This window comes from Pseudomonas sp. FGI182 (assembly GCF_000511325.1).
Lineage (GTDB): Bacteria > Pseudomonadota > Gammaproteobacteria > Pseudomonadales > Pseudomonadaceae > Aquipseudomonas > Aquipseudomonas putida_Z.
The window spans coordinates 1,903,470-1,920,762 of record NZ_CP007012.1; the positions used below are offsets into that span (position 1 = coordinate 1,903,470).

Here is a 17,293-nt window from a genome sequence, read left to right on the forward strand (position 1 = left end):
AGCTGGCTTGCCGGCGAATGGGCTGCACAGCAGCCCCGGATGCCACCGATCAACGCCAAGGAGCCCCCGATGATCAAAGCCCCCGCCTGGCTGCAGATCCTCTCCCGCAGCTTTGCCGCACTGCTCGGCGGCTATGCCCTCAGCTACGCCGCCAGCGCCTGCCTGGCCCGCATCCTGCCGCTGGCTGCCGCCGATGCGGTCATCGTCGCGACCCTGCCGGCCTTCATCTTCTACACCGCCGCCATCCTCTGGGCCTTCGCCTGCAGTGATGCCCTGCGGGCCTGGGCTCCGCTGGCTGTGGCCGTACCGCTTGCCCTGATCGGCTTCTGGCCGCAGGCACTGGAGTGGCTGGCATGAAGAACACCTTCACCCAATCGATGGCCTGGCTGCACACCTGGGCCGGGCTGATATTCGGCTGGCTGCTGTTCGCCATCTTCGTCACCGGCACCCTGGCGGTATTCGACAAGGAACTCGACCACTGGATGCAACCGGAAATCCCGGTCACCGAGGTACCCCAGGCCGACGCCGCGCGGCGCGCCATTGCCTACCTGCAGGCCCACGAGCCGCAGGCTGGGAACTGGGGCATCAGCCTGCCGAGCGAGCGCTCGCCTGGGTTGCGGGTGTCCACCGGCGAGCGTCGCCATGGCCCCACCGTACAGCTCGACCCGCGTACTGGCGAGGCCATCGAGGTGCGTGACAGTGTTGGTGGCAACTTCTTTTTCCGCTTCCATTTCACCCTCGACCTGCCACGCAACTGGGGCATCTTCGTGGTCGGCGCGCTGGCGCTGGTGATGCTCGCGGCGCTGGTCACCGGTATCGTCATCCACAAGAAGATCTTCAAGGAGTTTTTCACCTTCCGGCCGAACAAGGGCCAGCGCTCTTGGCTGGATTTCCACAACGCCAGCGCGGTGCTGTTGCTGCCGTTCCACCTGATGATCACCTACACCGGCCTGGTGATCTTCATGCTCATCTACATCCCGGCCGGGGTCGATGCGCTGTTCGCCGGCGACAACCGTGCCTACTTCCAGGCCCAGGGCAATGCCCGCCTGGAGCAGCCTCGTGGCCTGGCCAGGCAACCGGCCGCGCTGGTCGATGTCGCGCCATTGCTGGCCCAGGCCGAGGCGCGCCTGGGGCCGATTGGTGGCCTGAATATCCGCAACCCCAACACGGCGGCGGCGCGTATCGAAATACGCCCCGGGCTGGGCAACCGCATTGCCTTGGCCAAGGGCCAGGCCATGGTCTTCGATGGTGTCAGCGGGCAGTTGCTCGGCGACGTCGCCGAATGGCGTGCGGCACCATTGACCCAGCGGGTCATGGCCGGCCTGCATTTCGCCCAGTTTGGCGGCTACCCGATGCGCTGGCTGTATTTTGTCTGCGGGCTGGTCAGTTGCCTGATGATCGCCAGCGGGCTGGTGCTGTTCTGCGTGAAGCGTGGGCGCAAGTACACCAGCGCCGCGGCTTCGGTGCGGCGTTGGTACCGGGTGGCGGAGGTGTGCAACGTGGGCTTCGTCAGTGGCCTGTTGTTGGCGTGCGTGGCGTTGCTGTGGGCCAGCCGCGTGCTGCCGGTGGAACTGGCGCAGCGGGAGAACTGGGAGGTTCGTGCGTTCTTTGGTGTATGGCTGCTGGCGCTGTTGCATGCCGGTATCAGGCCGGTACGCCGGGCCTGGGTCGAGCAACTGCTGCTGACCGCGTTGCTGTGCATTGGCCTGGGTGCGTTGGGTGGCTTGGGCGACGCCATGCGCCTGGGGGTGGTGGCCTGTGCCCTGGTGTTGGGTGTATTGCTCGGGCTGCTGGCCTGGCGCGTATGGCAGGCGCAGTGGGTGCCGCAGAAGGCCAGGGCAGGGCGGCGGATGGAGGCCGGGGCATGATGATGTGGATCATGGGCAGCGTGTTGTTCGCCTACGCTGGCATGCTGGGGCTGTGCCAGGGGCTGGAGCGGCATTACAAGCAGGTATGGAACCGCACCTGCCCGCCGGTGCTGCGTGTCGGCTTGCGCGCGGCTGGCTGGCTGGCGTTGCTGGCCAGTCTGGTGCTGTGTGCCCAGGCCTGGGGCTGGGCCATGGGGCCGGTGGCCTGGTTTGCCGTGATGTCGCTGGCGGGGATGGTGCTGGTATTGCTGCTGCCATACTGGCCGCGGCTGGCGGTGGGGTTGGTGGCGGCGGTGCCGGTTTGGGGACTGATACAGGTGATGATCTGACCAGGCCACATCGTCGGCGCAACCGGTGCCATGTTGTTGCGGTAAAAAGTGCCAAGGCATGTTAAACCTTGCGCCCCAACCCGCTGCGAGAGAAACCCGGTGAAAGCCGTCCGCCTGACCCTGATCTGCCACGCCCTTACCCAGGCCCAGAAGACCGGGCGCCTGCACCGTGCCGACGACGGCATCCTGCCGCTGGGCCAGCAGCCTTTCGCCGACCTTTCCGGTGTGCCGGTGCTGACTGCACCAGAGCGGAGAGCCTGCGAGACGGCGGCGTGGTTTTCGGGGCCGGTGCAGGTCGAGCCGGCCTTGGCCGATTGCGACCTGGGGCGTTGGCAAGGGCTGACGCTGAAGCAATTGCAGGCCGAGCAACCGCAGGCGATGGCCGAATGGCTGCAGGCCCCGGCCAGTGATGTGCACGGCGGCGAGTCGTTCGCCGTGCTTTGCCAGCGCATCGCCGCCTGGTTGGCGGCCTTCGACAGGCCGGGTGAATGGGTGGCGGTTACCCACCCGATGGTCATGCGCGCCGCGCTGGTGCACGTACTTGGCTGCCCGATGAGCGCCAGTCAGCGGGTCGATGTGTTGCCGCTGTCGCGCCTGGAGCTGAGCTTTACCGGGCAGTGGCGCCTGCGCCTGGGCTGAAGGTCAGAACGCCAGCTTGTAGCCGATCAGCAGCAGCATCGCCGCCAGGCACGGACGCAGCACGCGGTCGGAAATCCGCCCGGTGAGGTGGCTGCCCAGGTAGATGCCTGGCAGCGAGCCCAGCAGCAGGTAGCCCAGCAGCGACCAGTCCATGTTGCCCATGCCGGCATGGCCCAGGCCCGCCACCAGGGTAAGTGGCACGGCGTGGGCGATTTCGGTACCGACCAGGCGGCGGGTGACCAGGAACGGGTACAGCAGGAACAGCGCCACGGTACCCAGTGCGCCAGCACCGATGGAAGTGAGGGTGACCATCACCCCCAGCACCACGCCGGTGAGCACGGTAAGGGTGTTCAGGCTGCGGTCGCTGAGGTGGTAGTGGTCACCGGCATGGCGGCTGGCGAAGGCCTGCAGGCGCGATTTGAACAGGATGGCCAGCGCGGTCAGGATCAGCACCACCGCCAGGCCTTGCTTGATGACGGCGTTGAGCGCCGAGGTGTCGGTGTGCAGGGTGCTGAGGAACCACAGGGTCAGCGCCGCCGCGGGCACGCTGCCCAGGCTGAGCAGGCCGGTGATCTTCCAGTCGACGTTCTTGTTGCGCGCATGCACCCAGACGCCACTGGCCTTGGTGATGGCGGCGTATAGCAGGTCGGTGCCGACGGCTGTTGCCGGGCTGATGCCAAACCACAACAGGATCGGGGTCATCAGCGAGCCGCCACCGACGCCGGTCATTCCGACGATGAAACCCACGACCAGGCCCGCAATGGTGAAACCGAAAGAACCTACATCCATACGCTACTCGACTGCCCAACTTTGCCCGTTATCGGATGCAGCCCAGCATATAGATTTTTTTATAGCCAAATAGACTTGTTCGTTATTAGGTTATAACCGAGACGGCGACGTACGCGATCTTTGTAGGAGCGGCCTTGTGTCGCGAAAGGGCCGCAAGGCGGCCCCGACAATATGTGTTGTGCTGCTGTATCCCGGGGCCGCTGCGCAGCCCTGTCGCGACACAAGGCCGCTCCTACAAAAAGGCGCATCGTTCAACACAGTCAGCGATCAGTCATCACCACCATCACATGTGCATCTGCGCCATCGTCACTTTCCGACAGGTAGATATGCCCCACCTGGCTGTCGAAATACGCCGTCTCCTGCGGCCCGATGCTCACCGCTTCGCCGGTTTCGAACTCGATACGAACGCGCCCGCTCAGCACCAACGCGAACTCTTGCCCGGGGTGGCGGATAAAATCGTCGAACTGGCCGCGTTCACGGGCAATGATGCGGGCATAGGCGGGTGTCATGCGCCGTTCGGGGAAGTCGCCGGCGATCGGGTGGTAGTCATAGGTGCCGGTCGAGTAGCCCGCCGCCGCCGGCAGTGAATCGACCACCACGGTCACCGGTGTCGGTGCCGTGACCGTGCCGCTGGCGCGCAACAGCTGGGCAATGTCGACATTCAGCGCCCGGGCGGCGGCGGCCAGTTTTTCGTAGCTGACCGAGACCTGCGCCAGCTCCATCTTCGACAAGGTGGACAGCGGTACGCCACTGGCTTCGGACAATTGCTTGAGGGTCATCTGGCGCGCCTTGCGCACCTGGCGCAGGCGCTGGCCGACTACGGCACGGTCCAGCAGGGGTAGGGCAGCGGGCATTCAGGGTCTCGGCATGCGGCGTTGGTCGGGCATCTTACCTTGGACTCTTGCGTATTCGTAAATTCTCATATATTAGAATTCTCATAAATGATAATTAGCCTGGCAGGAGCGTGCATGACCCCGATCTACGACACCCTGATCATCGGCGCCGGCATTGCCGGTGCATCTCTGGGCTATCGCCTGGCCGGCCAGCAGAAGGTGCTGCTGCTCGAGCGCGAGGCACAGCCTGGCTACCATTCCACCGGGCGTTCGGCAGCCATGTTCATGGAGGCCTACGGCACCCCGCAGATCCAGGCGTTGACCCGTGCCAGCCGGGCCTTCTACGAAGCACCACCGCAGGGTTTCTGCGAGCACCCGCTGCTGGAACCGCGTGGCTGCCTGTACGTCGCCAGCCTGGAACAGCGCACGCTGCTCGAGCAGACCCATGCGCAGAACCTGGCCAACGGCACTGAGGTCAGCCTGCTCGACCGCGACGCCGCCCTGGCCCTGGTGCCGAGCCTGCGTGGCGAGAACCTCGCCGGCGCGGTGCTCGAGGCGGGGGCCATGGACCTGGACGTACATGCCCTGCACCAAGGCTTCTTGCGTGGCTATCGCGCCGCTGGCGGCGAACTGCGCTGCAACGCCGAGCTTGTCCAGGCCTGGTATCTGGATGATCTGTGGCAGGTGCAGCTGGGCGATGGCAGCCGCGTGCAGGCGCGCCAGCTGGTCAATGCCGCTGGCGCCTGGGCCGACCGTGTGGCCGAGCAGTGCGGCGTGGCGCGTATCGGCCTGCAACCCTGCCGGCGCAGTGCCTTTACCTTCCCCGGCCCGGCAGACCAGGACTTCGCCCGCTGGCCGGCGGTAATCGGCGTAGACGAAAGCTTCTACTTCAAGCCCGACGCCGGCCAGCTGCTGGGTTCGCCGGCCAATGCCGACCCGGTCGAACCCCAGGACGCCGCGCCCGAGGAGCTCGACGTGGCTTTGGGCATCTACAACATCGAGGCCATGACCACCCTGGCGATCCGCCGGCCGAGCCACACCTGGGCCGGGCTGCGCTCGTTCGTCGCCGACGGCGACCTGGTGATCGGTTTCGATGTGCACGCGCCAGCGTTCTTCTGGCTGGCGGCACAAGGTGGCTATGGCATCCAGTCGGCTGCGGGCGCCTCGCGCCTGGCTGCCGACCTGCTGCTGGGCCAGCCCCTGTGTCCTGGCCTTGTCAGCCAGGGGGTGGCGCCCGAGCGCCTGTCCCCGGCCCGTTTCCAGCAATCCTGAAAGGAGCATCCCATGAGCAATGATATCCAGCGTTTCCCCAGCAGCCTGCCGTTCCCGTTCTCCCGTGCGGTAAAAGCCGGCGGCTTCCTGTTCCTGTCCGGCCAGGTGCCGATGAGTGCCGGCGGCGAAGTGGTGCGCGGTGACATCCAGACCCAGACCCGCGCGGCCTGCGAGCGCATCGGCGAAAGCCTGGCGGCCTGCGGCGCGCGTTTCGACCAAGTGGTCAAGGCCACGGTGTGGCTGTCGGACATGAGCCACTTCGCCGGCTTCAACGAGGTGTACAAGGAGTTCTTCGGCGCAGCGCTGCCGGTGCGCTCGACCGTGGCCTCGGCATTGGCGCTGGGGGTGGATGTGGAGATCGAAGTGCAGGCGTTTGTCGGCGACGCCTGAGCGCTCTTGTAGGAGCGGCCTTGTGTCGCGATGGGGCGCGAAGCGGCCCCAGGATCTCAGCTTCGCAGCAAGAATCGCCGGGGCCGCCATGCGGCCCTATCGCGACACAAGGCCGCTCCTACACGGGGTATGTGGTGGCAGTGAGACAACAACAATAAATCCAGAGGTTCACATGCAAGAGCAGCTGAAGATTGCCGGCGCGTTTGTCGGCGTGATCGTGGGGGCGGGGTTCGCTTCGGGGCGGGAACTGTTGTTGTTCTTTGTCGATTTCGGTGTGTGGGGGCTGGTCGGTGCGCTGGTCAGTGCAGCCTTGTTCACCTTCCTCGGCATGGCCCTGGCGGGGCTGGGCAATCGCCAGCAGGCCACTTCGCACAAGGATGTGATCCAGGCCATCTGCGGCCGTCACCTGGGCCTGTTCGTCGACTGGCTGATCACCTTTTTCATGTTTGCCGTCACCGTGGTCATGCTGGCCGGTGGTGGTGCCTTGCTGGAGCAGCAGTTCGGCATCCCGGCGCTGGCCGGCAGCGTGCTGGTGACGCTGGTGGTGGTGGGCATCGTGTGCCTGGATGTGCGCAAGGTGATCCTCGCCATTGGTGCCATCACGCCGTTGCTGATCCTGGTGGCCTCGGCGATTGCGTTGTACGCCGTGTTCAGCCGGGAGCAGAGCTTCGCCCAGCTCGACCAGCTGGCCAGCCAGCAACAGGCAGGCACCCGTCACTGGCTGCTGGGGGCGTTCCTGTACGTGTCGTACAACATCGTTGCCGGCGCGCCGATCCTGGCCATCCTGGGCGGCTCGGCCAAGGGCGAGAGAACGGCGGTATGGGGTGGGCTGCTCGGTGGGGCAGCACTGGGCGGGCTGATGCTGGTGATGAGTGCCGGGCTGTTGTCGCGCCTGGACAGCGTGGCTGATCTGCCGATGCCGATGCTGTCGATCGCCAACGAAGTATCGCCACTGCTGGGGCTGGTGATGTGCCTGATCATCTTCGGCATGATCGTCAACACCGCGGTGGGTACGTTGTTCTCGTTTCTCTCGCGGCTGATGCCGGCGGGGACGGCGAAGTTTCGCTGGGGCTCGGTGGTGACCGGGGTGGTGGCGTTCGGCTGCAGCCTGGTGGGGTTCATCAGCCTGGTGGGTGAGGTGTACCCGCTGTTCGGCTACCTGGGCTTCGTGCTGATGGCGGCGGTGCTGCTGGCCTGGGTCCGGCGGAGCAAAGTGGTTAAAGCGGTAGCCAATGCTGCTTGATCTGCTGCTGGCGCGTATCCCTTGTAGGAGCGGCCTTGTGTCGCGAAAGGGTCGCAGAGCGACCCCGGCGATTTCTGCGGTGTAGCTGAAAATCCGGGGTCGCTGCGCGACCCTTTCGCGACACAAGGCCGCTCCTACAGAGGGTGTGCGTTCCGGTTTAGATCCTGAAGCTGCCTACCAGCTGCTTCAGGCGCCCGGCCTGCTGTGCCAGTTGGTCGCAATGGCGCAGGGTCTCATTGAGGTTCTCCACCCCTTGCTGGTTCAGGGCGTTGATCTGGGTGATGTCCAGGTTGAGGCTCTCGACCACGGCGGTCTGCTCTTCGGTAGCGGTTGCCACCGATTGGTTCATGCCATCGATCTCGCCAATGCGCTGGGTCACGCTGGCCAGGCGCTCGCCGGCCTGGTTGGCCACCTGCACGGTCTGCTCGCTGGAAACCTGGCTGGTGTTCATGGTGTGCACCGCTTCGCGCGAGCCTACCTGCAGGCTGGTGATCATGCGGTGGATTTCTTCCGCCGATTCCTGGGTGCGGTGCGCCAGGTTGCGTACCTCGTCGGCTACCACGGCAAAGCCACGGCCGGCCTCACCGGCACGGGCCGCTTCGATGGCGGCGTTCAGCGCCAGCAGGTTGGTCTGCTGCGAGATGCCCTTGATCACGTCGAGGATCTTGCCGATTTCGTCAGTGCTGGCGTTGAGCGTTTCGATTTGCGCGCAGGACTCGCTGATGCGCTGCGACAGGGCGGTCATGGCGCTGATCGCTTCTTCGACCACTTCACGGCCACCGTGGGCCTGTTCGCTGGCACCGCTGGCATGCTGCGAGGCATCGGCGGCGTTGCGGGCGATTTCCTGGGTGGCGGCACCCAGTTCGTTGATCGCTGCGGCCACGCTGTTGGTGCGCATGCTTTGCTCTTCGGAACCGGTGATCGACGCATTGGAGGCATTGACCACCTTTTCCGACAGGTCGTGCACCAGGCGGGTTGCCGAGGACACTTCGCTGATCGAGGCATGGATGCGCTCGACGAAGCGGTTGAACGAAGTGGCCAGTTCGCCGAACTCGTCCTTGTTCTGCACGGTCAGGCGGCGGGTAAGGTCACCTTCGCCCTCGGCGATGTCGCGCATGGCGCGGCCCATGGTGGTCAGCGGGCTCATCAGCACCGGGATCAGCAGGCCGAGCAGGCCGGCGATGGCCGCCACGGCGATCAGCATGGCGATGATCGCCGAGGTGCGGAACTGGCTGAGCGCGGCGTAGGCCTTGTCCTTGTCGATCGACAGGCCGATGTACCACTGTGCCGAAGGCAGGCCGGCCACCGGGGCGAAGGAGATGATGCGGTCCTGGCCATTGAGGGTGACATCCTGCATGCCGGCGGCGACTTGCAGGTTGCTGCCGGGGTAGATGTCCTTGAGGTTTTTCATCACCTGGTCTTTGTCGGGGCTGACGATCACTTGGCCATTGCTGTCGGCCAGGAAGGCGTGGCCGATGCCGCCGAAATCGACCGAGTTGATGATCTCGACCAGGGTGTCGAGGGTGACGTCACCGCCGACCACACCGATCAGCTCGCCATTGCCCTTGCTTTTCACCGGCGTGGCGATGGTGACCATCAGGCCGCCGACAGCACCCTGGTACGGGGCAGTCAGCACGGTCTGCCCGGCGCTGGCCGCGGCGCCGTACCACGGGCGCTGACGTGGGTCGTAACCGGCGGGCATCTGTGTATCGGGGCGCTGGGTGAACACACCGTTGGCCTGGCCCAGGTAGGTGAACAGGAAATTGCGCGTGTAGGACGGCTGCTCGATCAGCCCGGCCAGGGTGTCGCCGGCACCTTGCTGGGCGATGTCCTGGGCCAGGTTTTCCAGGACCAGGATGCGCCCGCTCATCCAGTTCTGCACGCTGCTGGCGGTCAGTGCGCCGGACTGCTGCACCGAAGCTTCGATGTTCTGGCGAATGGTGTTGCGTTGCAGGTAGTCGTTGTAGAGCGTGAACAGGGCAAATGCCAGGACTACGACGCCGCAGGCGCTGAGCAGGATCTTGTGGCGAAATTTCAGGTTCATGTTTCGAGACCTTGGGCCAATGAGGGGAGGGCGCAGCGCGCTCATGACGCATTGCGCAACCTATCGTTCGGGATATCGGCTCAAGGGGTAAAAGATTGAAGTGCTTACAGAAATTTCTTACGGTCATTTCGACGGACGGCATTCACTGGCTACACAACTGCTCGATCAACAGGCGTGCAGCCTGCTGCAACGGTTGTTGCTTGCGCCAGAAGATGTGTACCGGCAACTGCAGCTCGTTGCGGGTGTTGCGAAAATCCAGACGCACCAGGTGCCCGCTGGCCAGCAGTGGCGCGACCCGCGACAGCGGCAGGTCGCCCCAGCCCAGGCCGGCCTCCACCATCTGCAGGGCGAGGTCGAAGCTGTCGGTTGACCAGTGCGTAGCGCCTATCAACGGGCGTGGGTCGGCCAGCGGCAGGTCACGGCTGCGCACCAGGATCTGGCGCACCCGGGTCAGGTCTTCGAGGTAGTGGATACGCCCCTCGCGCAGGGCCGGGTGGGCGGGCGACAGGGTGGCCACCAGCGACTCAATGCCGATGTGCTGGAAGCCGCGCCGGGCATCGACCTGCAGCCCGGCAAAGGCCACACAGAGGTCGGCGCGGCCGCTGTCCAGCAGGCGCACGGCCTCTTCCTGCGGGGCGCTGAGCAGGGCGATGTCCAGCAGTGGGTGCCGCTCACCCAGGCGAGCGATGGCCGCCAGCAGCGGGCGGTGGTTGATGTCCGGCACCACCGCCAGGGTCAGGCTGCTCTCCAGCCCCTGGGACAGCTCCAAAGCATGCACCTGCAGCAGCCCCAACTGCTCGGCGATCAGCCGGGCATGGGGTTCCAGCGCCATGGCCTGGGCGGTCGGGCGGACTTCCCGCGGGCCGCGCTCGAACAGGGTGTAGCCCAGTTCGGCCTCGAGGTTGCCGATAGCCATGCTCACGGCTGAAGGCACCCGCTGCAGGGCGCGCGCGGCGGCGGAGAACGAACCGCGGTCGAGCACGGCGAGAAATAGCTGGATATTGTCGCTGGAAAAGTTCATGGCAGCCTCCTGTCAGTGGATCTGACAGCTGCTGACTTTTGCTGTCAAGCATGATGAAGCATGATCGCGCCCCATCGCTTTTGTCATTGGAGGTAACCCCGGGTGCAGGGACTCAAACGCAAACTGGTCTACGTGACTTTCTATGAACTGATCGGGCTGTGCATGTCGACCCTCGGGCTGGCCTACCTGTCGGACACCCAGGCATCGCATACCGGGCCTCTGGCGGTGATGATCACCACTATCGCCATGCTCTGGAACCTGATCTACAACACCCTGTTCGAGTGGTGGGAGAGCCGCCAGGCCAAGCGCGGGCGCAGTGTGGCTCGGCGGGTGGCGCATGCCATCGGCTTCCAGCTGACCCTGGTGGTGTACCTGATCCCGCTGATTGCCTCGTGGCTGGACATGACATTGCTGGAGGCGTTGCTGGTGGACATGGCGTTCATCGTGCTGGTGCCGTGCTACACCTTTGCCTATAACTGGGCGTTCGACCGGATCTTTGGCTTGCCCAGCTCGGCCTTGGCAGCAGCCTGATTCAACCTGTTCCGGCCTTTTCGCAGCACAAGGCTGCTCCTACAGCGACCGCACAATCTTCAGGCGGGTGCGGTCCCTGTAGGAGCAGCCTTGTGCTGCGAAGAGGCCGGAACAGTCAACCACTAGGGTGGCAGGCGAATGATCAAAGGCTCCTGCTGCTGCTTCACCTGCTGCTCGACCGGTTGTTCCGCCGGCCGCGGCGCACTGGCCAGCAAGCTGTCCTCGACCTGCCCCGACAGGTAGTACACCCCCGACATGGCCCCGCTCTGGCGGTTCTCCATCAGCTCCTGCCATTCCTGGTTCAGCGCCACGTTGAGGATCACCCGCAGCTGCTCGACCATTTGCGGGTGTTCGCGGTCATGGGTCATCATCCCGTAACCGGCCGCCGCAATCGAAATCATCGCCCCCGCCACCTTGCCCACCGCCGACGCCACGGCACTGGCGATGCCGCGCGGGGCCAGGGTGGCGCCGAGCTTTTCGCTGGCCTGGTTGGCCACCGAGTTCAGCCCGACATCGGTCTTCCCGGGGCCTTTGCTGGCCTGCTGGTGCAGGTGCTGGCGCATGGCTTGCCAGGCCGGTTGCTGGGCCAGCGACTTGGCCCGTAGCAGTTGGTACAGGCTGGCATTGCGCGCATCCGGCGGCCCCAGGGCTATGGCGGGAATGCGGTTGAGGCGCTGGCTGAACTGCTCGGGGGGCGCGTTGTAGCGGCTGATGATGGCCGGCAGCTGCTGGCCGAGCAGTTGCAGGTACAGCTCGCTGGCACGGTCGCGGATGCCTTCGGGGTTGATCTGCTCCGCCACCGGTTCGATCACCCGCTTGTGGTACTGCTCCTGCAGGTACAGCGCCAGGCGCTTTTCCGCCGGCTCCCGGCCTTCACCGCTGTCGATCTTGTACCAGGCCACCTTGAGGGTCAGCCACTGCTGGGTCCAGTAGCCGGTGAACCAGGGGATGAAGTCGCTTTCGGTGCGCTGCTGTACCTGTTCCTTCCACACTCGCATGGAGCGCCGGGCATAGTCGTTGGCCGAGCTGGCGGCGCCGACCGAGGCTTCGATCAGTTCCTGGTCGATGCGTTGCCAGGCGGCGGGGGTGAGCACCACCGGTGGTGGCGGGACAGGTGGGGGCTTGCCTGCGCAGCCGGCCAGGGCCAGCAGCAGGCACAGCAGCAGGAGGACTCGAGTGCTCACGCAACCGCCTCCCTGATAGAGGCTGGGGTGGTTCTCGGAGTATAGGGTGGGGAGTGAAGGGCTGCCGTGCAGCCCATCAGCCATCGCCCGGCCAACGCGATCCATGTAGGAGCGGCCTTGTGTCGCGAAAGGGCCGCAAAGCGGCCCCGGCAATTTCTGCTGCACAGCTGAAATCCTGGGGCCGCTTCGCGCCCCATCGCGACACAAGGCCGCTCCTACAAGGGGGGCGTCAGCTTGAATCGGTCATTCCAGGTCGAGCTTTTCTTCCAGGCGGTCGAGATGTTTGTGCATCAGTCCCAGCGCTGCCTCGGCATCGCCGTGCTCCACGGCATCGATGATCGCCGCATGTTCCTGCCACGCGCAGTGGTCGCAGCATGGCGACTCGTAGCGGGCGATGATCAGCGAGGTCATCGGCACCAGGCCGTTGAGGAACCGTGCCAGTGGCGCATTGGCGGCCACCTGCGCCAGTTTCAGGTGAAACTCGCCGCCCAGGCGGATCGCCGCACAACGCTCGCCGTTCTCATGGTGCTGGCGCTCGCGCTCCACCAGTTGTCGCAACTGGCGAATCTGTACCGGCCGGGCGCGTTGCGCGGCCAGGGTGATCAGCGTGGTTTCGGCCAGGCGCCGGGCGCTGAGCACCTGGCGGGCCTGCTCCGGGTCGGGCGCGGCCAGATGCGCAGTGTGGCTGGGGCGCTGCACCACCACCTGCTGGTCGGACAGGCGCCCGAGCACGCGGCGGATCACTGTACGGCTGACGCCAAAGGCGTGGCCCAGCGCCTGTTCGGGCAACAGGCTGCCAGGTGGCAGGCGCTGTTCGAGAATGGCATCGAACAGCCGCGGGTAGATCTGCTCGGCCGACAGGCGGGTTTCGCCGGCCGCGAGCAGGGCCGGCAAGTGAGGGGCGGCGTTCATGGTCGCTCTCCTGGGGTCATGGATGCGGGTGTTCGTCCGGGATGTTCAACGGGATGCCCATGCGCAACCCTTCGGCCAGGATGTGCTGGCGCATCTGGGCACTGGCCTGGGCGCTGCTGCGCTCACGTATGGCGCGCACCACCGCTTCGTTTTCCTTCAGCCGCGCGGCCAGGTGCTCTGGCGAATTGCGCAGCATGTCGGCGCTCTGCTTGAGGGCATTGCCGGTCTGTTGCACCACGCTCTGGAAGATCGGGTTGGTGGTCAGGGCGAACAGCGCTTCATGGAAGGCAATGTAGGCCCTGACGCCAGCTTCGCTGTCATCGGCCTCCAGCGCTTCACGCATGTCCATCAGGGTCAGGCGCAGCTGGCCGATGTCCTGGCTGTTGGCCGACTGCGCCACCAGGCCGACGATGAAGGGCTCAAGGGTGTAGCGCAGCTCCAGCACGTCGGCCAGGCTGGCTGCGGCGCTGGTGTCCACGCCCGGTTCCTGGGCGGCGGCATCGGCATCCAGCACCAGCACGCCCTTGCCCGGCAGCGAACGCACCAGGCCCAGGGTTTCCAGCACGGTCACCGCTTCGCGCAGGCTGGGGCGGCTGATACCCAGTTGTTCGGCCAGCTCGCGCTGGCCTGGCAGCATGTCGCCGGTACGCCATTGGCCTCGGGCGAGGGCCTGGCGCAGTTTTTCCACCACTGAGTTGACGACGGTAGATGAGCTGATCACGGTTCGCTCCTGGAAGGGCCGGCATCAGTGCCGGCCACGTTCGCTCAGAATTCCTGTTGATGGGGGTTGGGCTGCTTGCGTGGCGTGGGGGCGAAGCCGGGTTTGCCGTCAAGCACGTTGTGCGCGCGTTCCAGGTCGATGTCCTTCTCCCAGCGGGCGATGGCCACGGTGGCCACGCAGTTGCCGATCAGGTTGGTCAGCGCCCGGCCGATGCCCATGAACCAGTCCACCGCCAGTACCAGTACCAGGCCGACCACCGGGATCGCCGGCACGGCGGTCAGGGTAGCGGCAAGGATCACCAGCGCCGAGCCTGGGATGCCGTGAGCGCCCTTGGAAGTCACCAGCGACACCAGCAGGATGGTCAGCAGGTCGGTCATTGCCAGTGGCGTGCCGGTGGCGTTGGCAATGAACACGATGGCCAGGGTCAGGTAGATGGAGAAACCATCGAGGTTGAACGAATAGCCGGTGGGGATCACCAGGCCGACGGTGGAGCTGCCGATGCCCAGGTGCTCGAGCTTGCGCATGATCTGTGGCAGTACGGCATCGGACGAGGCGGTGCCCAGCACGATGGTCAGCTCTTCACGCAGGTACTTGATCAGTGGCAGCAGCTTCAGGCCCGACAGGCGCATGACCGTGCCCAGCACGATCAGTACGAAGCCGGCACAGGTCAGGTAGAACAGCGCCACCAGCCCGCCCAGGTGTTGCAGCGATTCCAGGCCGTACTTGCTGGTGGTGAAGGCGATGGCACCGAACACGCCGATCGGTGCCAGGCGCACGATCATGCCCATGATGCGGAAGATCACGTGGCTCAGTTCGTTGATCAGCCGCGAGATGCCGGCTGCCGAGTCACCCACCAGGTTCAGCGCGCTGCCGAACAGTACCGAGAACAGCAGCACCTGGAGGATGTTGTTGTCGGCGAAGGCGCCGATCACCGAGGTGGGGATCAGGTCCATGAAGAACGCCGTGGCACCGTGGATGTGCTGGCCGCGCTCGGCCAGGCTGCTGGCGTCGGCGCTGGACAGTTGGTCCAGGTGGATGTTGGCGCCGCTGCCGATGCCGCTGGTGAAGGCGAACACCAGGCCGATCACCAGCGCCAGGGTGGTCAGCACTTCGAAGTAGATCACCGACTTCAGGCCGATGCGCCCGACCTTTTTCAGGTCGCCGGCGCCCGAGATACCGCTGACCACCACACAGAACACGATCAGGCCGATGAGCATCTTGATCAGCTTGATGAAGCCGTCGCCAAGGGGTTTGAGTTGCAGGGAAAGGTCGGGGAAGCTGAGACCGCAGGCGATGCCGAGGGCAAGGCCGAGCACGACTTGAAGGAAGATCGAACGCGAGCACCATTTGAGCATGGGAGGGATCTCTGATCGGTGTCCTTGCTTCGGTAGCCGCACGGGGCGAAAGAGCGCAGGACTTAATTATTGTGGTCTTACCGGTTTGTTCAGCGCGAAGCCATGAAAGCGCGAAAAATCCGACATTGCAAGGATTTTTGGCCTTACCGGTCTGACCAGTTGTAGGGCAATCCAGCCTGCCTCGCTCTAATTCGGTGCGTCTGGTTGATCGGGCCGCAGTGCGGCCGTTCGCAGGTGAATCGCAGCGGCGAACCGCGTGCGCACATGAATCAGATCAGGCTTTGGCCAGTGCCTCAGGCATCTTTGCAATCAGCTTGCCAAGCGCCATGCCGACTTCGATATTTTCGATAACGCCATGATTCATAAGGGTCATCTGCATTATGCGGGTGACCTCGTAGAGTCCGCGCCCGGCGCAATGGCGCGACTCTTGATAGCGCGTCAGCGAGCCATTGGCTTGACCTCGGCCAGTACCGGGTGCGCGACCAGCTTGTCGATGTGCAGGGTGTCGTCGTTCATCCAGCTTTCGCTGAGCAACCGGTAGTGTTCCATGTCGCGGCAGCGCAGGCGCAGGCTGTAGTCGAAGTGGCCGCTGATCAGCTGGCACTCGTGCACTTCCGGGCAGTTGCGCAGGGTGGCTTCGAAGGCCTTCTGCGCGGCCCGCCCGCTTTGGTTGGACAGGGCGACCAGCACCAGCAGCGACACCCCGGGCGCCACCTTCTGCAGGTCGATGATCGCCCCGTAGCCGCGGATCACGCCACGGCGCTCCAGCTTGCGTACACGCTCCAGGCAGGGGCGGGGGGTGAGGTGGACGAGGCTGGAGAGCTTCTCGAAGGTGATGCGGCCGTCATGGCGCAGGATGTCGATGATCGCTTCGTCGATGCGGTCGAGGGGGTGGGCGTTGGCGTCCTTGGTGTCCATGCGCTAGGGCTTCGTTCGGAAGAGGGCATGGGACAGGTTAGGCGGTAAAGGGGGCCGCTGCGCGGCCCATCGCGACACAAGGCCGCTCCTACAAGGGATACGCGGTCCTTGTGTAGGAGCGGCCTTGTGTCGCGATGGGCTGCGCAGCAGCCCCAGGATCCATCAGGCGCAGACAGAACCAGCCTTGGCCACCGTCCGCAACTCCACCACCCGCGGCTGCAACAACCCATACAAATCCTTCGGATCTTCCAGCACCGGCACCAGCCCGATATCCGTGCCGATACCCAGCGCCTGCGCCGTATCCAGCACATAGCGCAAGGCCGAATAATCCTCCAGGGCAAACCCCACCGAGTCGAACAGCGTCACCTGTTCGGCGCGCTCACGCCCCTTGGCTTCCCCGGCAACCACACGCCAGAATTCGGTCACTGGCGAGTCCGCCGGCATCTGCTGGATCTCGCCTTCCACCCGGCTCTGCGGTTCGTATTCGACGATCACCCGGGCCCGCTCGACAATCGCCCGGTGCAGCTCGGTCTTGCCTGGGCAGTCACCGCCCACGGCGTTCAGGTGCATGCCCGGCTCGATCATCTCCGGGGTGAGAATGGTGGCGCAGGCCTTGTCGGCGGTCACCGTGGTGACGATATCGGCCCCGCGTACCGCTTCGGCCACGGAGCTGGCGATGCTCAGCTTGAGGCCGGGTCGGTTGGCCAGGTTGGCGACCAATTTGGCCGAGGCGGCCGGGTCGATGTCATACAGGCGGATTTCATCGATGCCCAGCAGGGCATTGAAGGCGATGGCCTGGAACTCGCTTTGCGAGCCATTGCCGATCAACGCCATGCTGCGGCTGTCTTCGCGCGCCAGGTAGCGGGCGGCCAGGGCCGAGGTGGCCGCAGTGCGGATGGCGGTGGTCAGGGTCATTTCGCTGAGCAGCAACGGTGCACCGGTATCGACGCTCGCCAGGGCGCCGAAGGCCATCACCGTGGGCAGGCCATGGCGAGTGTTCTTCGGATGGCCGTTGACGTACTTGAAGGCGTAGCGGCTGGCGTCCGAGATTGGCATCAGCTCGATCACGCCGTCCGCTGAATGGTTGGCCACCCGGGCACACTTTTCGAAGACGGGCCAGCGCAGGTGGTCCTGGCGGATGTACTCGGCCATTTCCAGCAGGCACGTGGGCAGGCCTTTGCGATTGACCAGGCGGGCCAGGTCTTGCACATCGATATAGCGGGTCATGAGGGGTCTCCCTGCGG

18 protein-coding genes and 1 pseudogene are annotated in these 17,293 nt (G+C 65.1%); 8 read left to right on the forward strand and 11 right to left on the reverse strand.

Annotated features, from left to right (window positions below):
• Positions 1-69 precede the first annotated feature (69 nt).
• From C163_RS08510 to C163_RS08525, 4 genes are all read left to right on the forward strand, one after another.
• Complete coding sequence (locus C163_RS08510) at positions 70-357, forward strand: hypothetical protein (protein WP_025338395.1); 288 nt, start codon at positions 70-72, stop codon at positions 355-357.
• Positions 354-1,868, forward strand: coding sequence for a PepSY domain-containing protein (locus C163_RS08515; protein ID WP_025338396.1), 1,515 nt, complete (start codon positions 354-356; stop codon positions 1,866-1,868). Before C163_RS08510 ends, C163_RS08515 begins: the two co-directional genes overlap by 4 nt.
• The gene (locus tag C163_RS08520) at positions 1,865-2,197 is read left to right on the forward strand and encodes a DUF3325 domain-containing protein (protein ID WP_025338397.1); all 333 of its coding nucleotides are present in this window, start codon (positions 1,865-1,867) and stop codon (positions 2,195-2,197) included. Before C163_RS08515 ends, C163_RS08520 begins: the two co-directional genes overlap by 4 nt.
• 99 nt (positions 2,198-2,296) lie before the next feature.
• Complete coding sequence (locus tag C163_RS08525; RefSeq protein WP_025338398.1) at positions 2,297-2,836, forward strand: histidine phosphatase family protein; 540 nt, start codon at positions 2,297-2,299, stop codon at positions 2,834-2,836.
• A 3-nt stretch (positions 2,837-2,839) separates the two neighbouring features.
• On the opposite strand, the gene C163_RS08530 is transcribed toward C163_RS08525, so the two are convergent.
• The gene (locus C163_RS08530; protein ID WP_013971855.1) at positions 2,840-3,625 is read right to left on the reverse strand and encodes a sulfite exporter TauE/SafE family protein; all 786 of its coding nucleotides are present in this window, start codon (positions 3,623-3,625) and stop codon (positions 2,840-2,842) included.
• A gap of 260 nt (positions 3,626-3,885) precedes the next feature.
• Positions 3,886-4,479, reverse strand: a complete 594-nt coding sequence (locus C163_RS08535; protein ID WP_025338399.1) for a helix-turn-helix domain-containing protein — start codon at positions 4,477-4,479, stop codon at positions 3,886-3,888.
• A gap of 114 nt (positions 4,480-4,593) precedes the next feature.
• Between C163_RS08535 and C163_RS08540 the strand changes: the two genes are divergently transcribed.
• The 3 genes from C163_RS08540 to C163_RS08550 all read left to right on the forward strand — a co-directional run bounded on the left by C163_RS08540 (position 4,594) and on the right by C163_RS08550 (position 7,363).
• On the forward strand, positions 4,594-5,730 hold the full coding sequence (locus C163_RS08540; RefSeq protein WP_025338400.1) for an FAD-binding oxidoreductase: 1,137 nt from the start codon (positions 4,594-4,596) through the stop codon (positions 5,728-5,730).
• Positions 5,731-5,742: 12 nt separating this feature from the next.
• A complete protein-coding gene (locus C163_RS08545; RefSeq protein WP_025338401.1) occupies positions 5,743-6,120 on the forward strand; it encodes a RidA family protein in 378 nt (125 codons plus the stop codon).
• 172 nt (positions 6,121-6,292) lie between these two features.
• Entirely contained in the window at positions 6,293-7,363 is a 1,071-nt protein-coding gene (locus C163_RS08550; RefSeq protein WP_025338402.1) for a membrane protein, read from the forward strand.
• Positions 7,364-7,520: 157 nt separating this feature from the next.
• Here the strand turns inward: C163_RS08550 and C163_RS27670 are convergent, their stop codons facing one another.
• From C163_RS27670 to C163_RS08560, 3 genes and pseudogenes are all read right to left on the reverse strand, one after another.
• On the reverse strand, positions 7,521-8,261 hold the full coding sequence (locus C163_RS27670; protein ID WP_370290711.1) for a methyl-accepting chemotaxis protein: 741 nt from the start codon (positions 8,259-8,261) through the stop codon (positions 7,521-7,523).
• 114 nt (positions 8,262-8,375) lie between these two features.
• A pseudogene (gene mcpA, locus C163_RS27675) lies at positions 8,376-9,452 on the reverse strand (methyl-accepting chemotaxis protein McpA); the annotation flags it as partial.
• Positions 9,453-9,549: 97 nt separating this feature from the next.
• Complete coding sequence (locus C163_RS08560) at positions 9,550-10,428, reverse strand: LysR family transcriptional regulator (protein WP_025338404.1); 879 nt, start codon at positions 10,426-10,428, stop codon at positions 9,550-9,552.
• Positions 10,429-10,530: 102 nt separating this feature from the next.
• Here C163_RS08560 and C163_RS08565 point away from each other — a divergent pair, with 102 nt between their 5' ends.
• Entirely contained in the window at positions 10,531-10,959 is a 429-nt protein-coding gene (locus C163_RS08565) for a PACE efflux transporter (RefSeq protein WP_025338405.1), read from the forward strand.
• Between the two features lie 122 nt (positions 10,960-11,081).
• Here the strand turns inward: C163_RS08565 and C163_RS08570 are convergent, their stop codons facing one another.
• The 6 genes from C163_RS08570 to C163_RS08595 all read right to left on the reverse strand — a co-directional run bounded on the left by C163_RS08570 (position 11,082) and on the right by C163_RS08595 (position 17,276).
• Entirely contained in the window at positions 11,082-12,143 is a 1,062-nt protein-coding gene (locus C163_RS08570) for a hypothetical protein (protein ID WP_025338406.1), read from the reverse strand.
• Positions 12,144-12,386: 243 nt separating this feature from the next.
• A complete protein-coding gene (locus C163_RS08575; RefSeq protein WP_025338407.1) occupies positions 12,387-13,055 on the reverse strand; it encodes a GntR family transcriptional regulator in 669 nt (222 codons plus the stop codon).
• Between the two features lie 16 nt (positions 13,056-13,071).
• Positions 13,072-13,776 (reverse strand): FadR/GntR family transcriptional regulator, encoded by a 705-nt coding sequence (locus C163_RS08580; protein WP_025338408.1) that lies wholly within the window; start codon positions 13,774-13,776, stop codon positions 13,072-13,074.
• A gap of 44 nt (positions 13,777-13,820) precedes the next feature.
• Entirely contained in the window at positions 13,821-15,131 is a 1,311-nt protein-coding gene (locus tag C163_RS08585; protein WP_003260726.1) for a C4-dicarboxylate transporter DctA, read from the reverse strand.
• A 438-nt stretch (positions 15,132-15,569) separates the two neighbouring features.
• Positions 15,570-16,049: an Lrp/AsnC family transcriptional regulator gene (locus C163_RS08590; protein ID WP_025338409.1), complete on the reverse strand. Its 480-nt coding sequence runs from the start codon at positions 16,047-16,049 to the stop codon at positions 15,570-15,572.
• Positions 16,050-16,211: 162 nt separating this feature from the next.
• Positions 16,212-17,276 carry an ornithine cyclodeaminase gene (locus tag C163_RS08595; RefSeq protein WP_025338410.1) on the reverse strand — a complete coding sequence of 355 codons (1,065 nt, stop codon included), beginning with the start codon at positions 17,274-17,276 and terminating at the stop codon, positions 16,212-16,214.
• Positions 17,277-17,293: the final 17 nt, after the last annotated feature.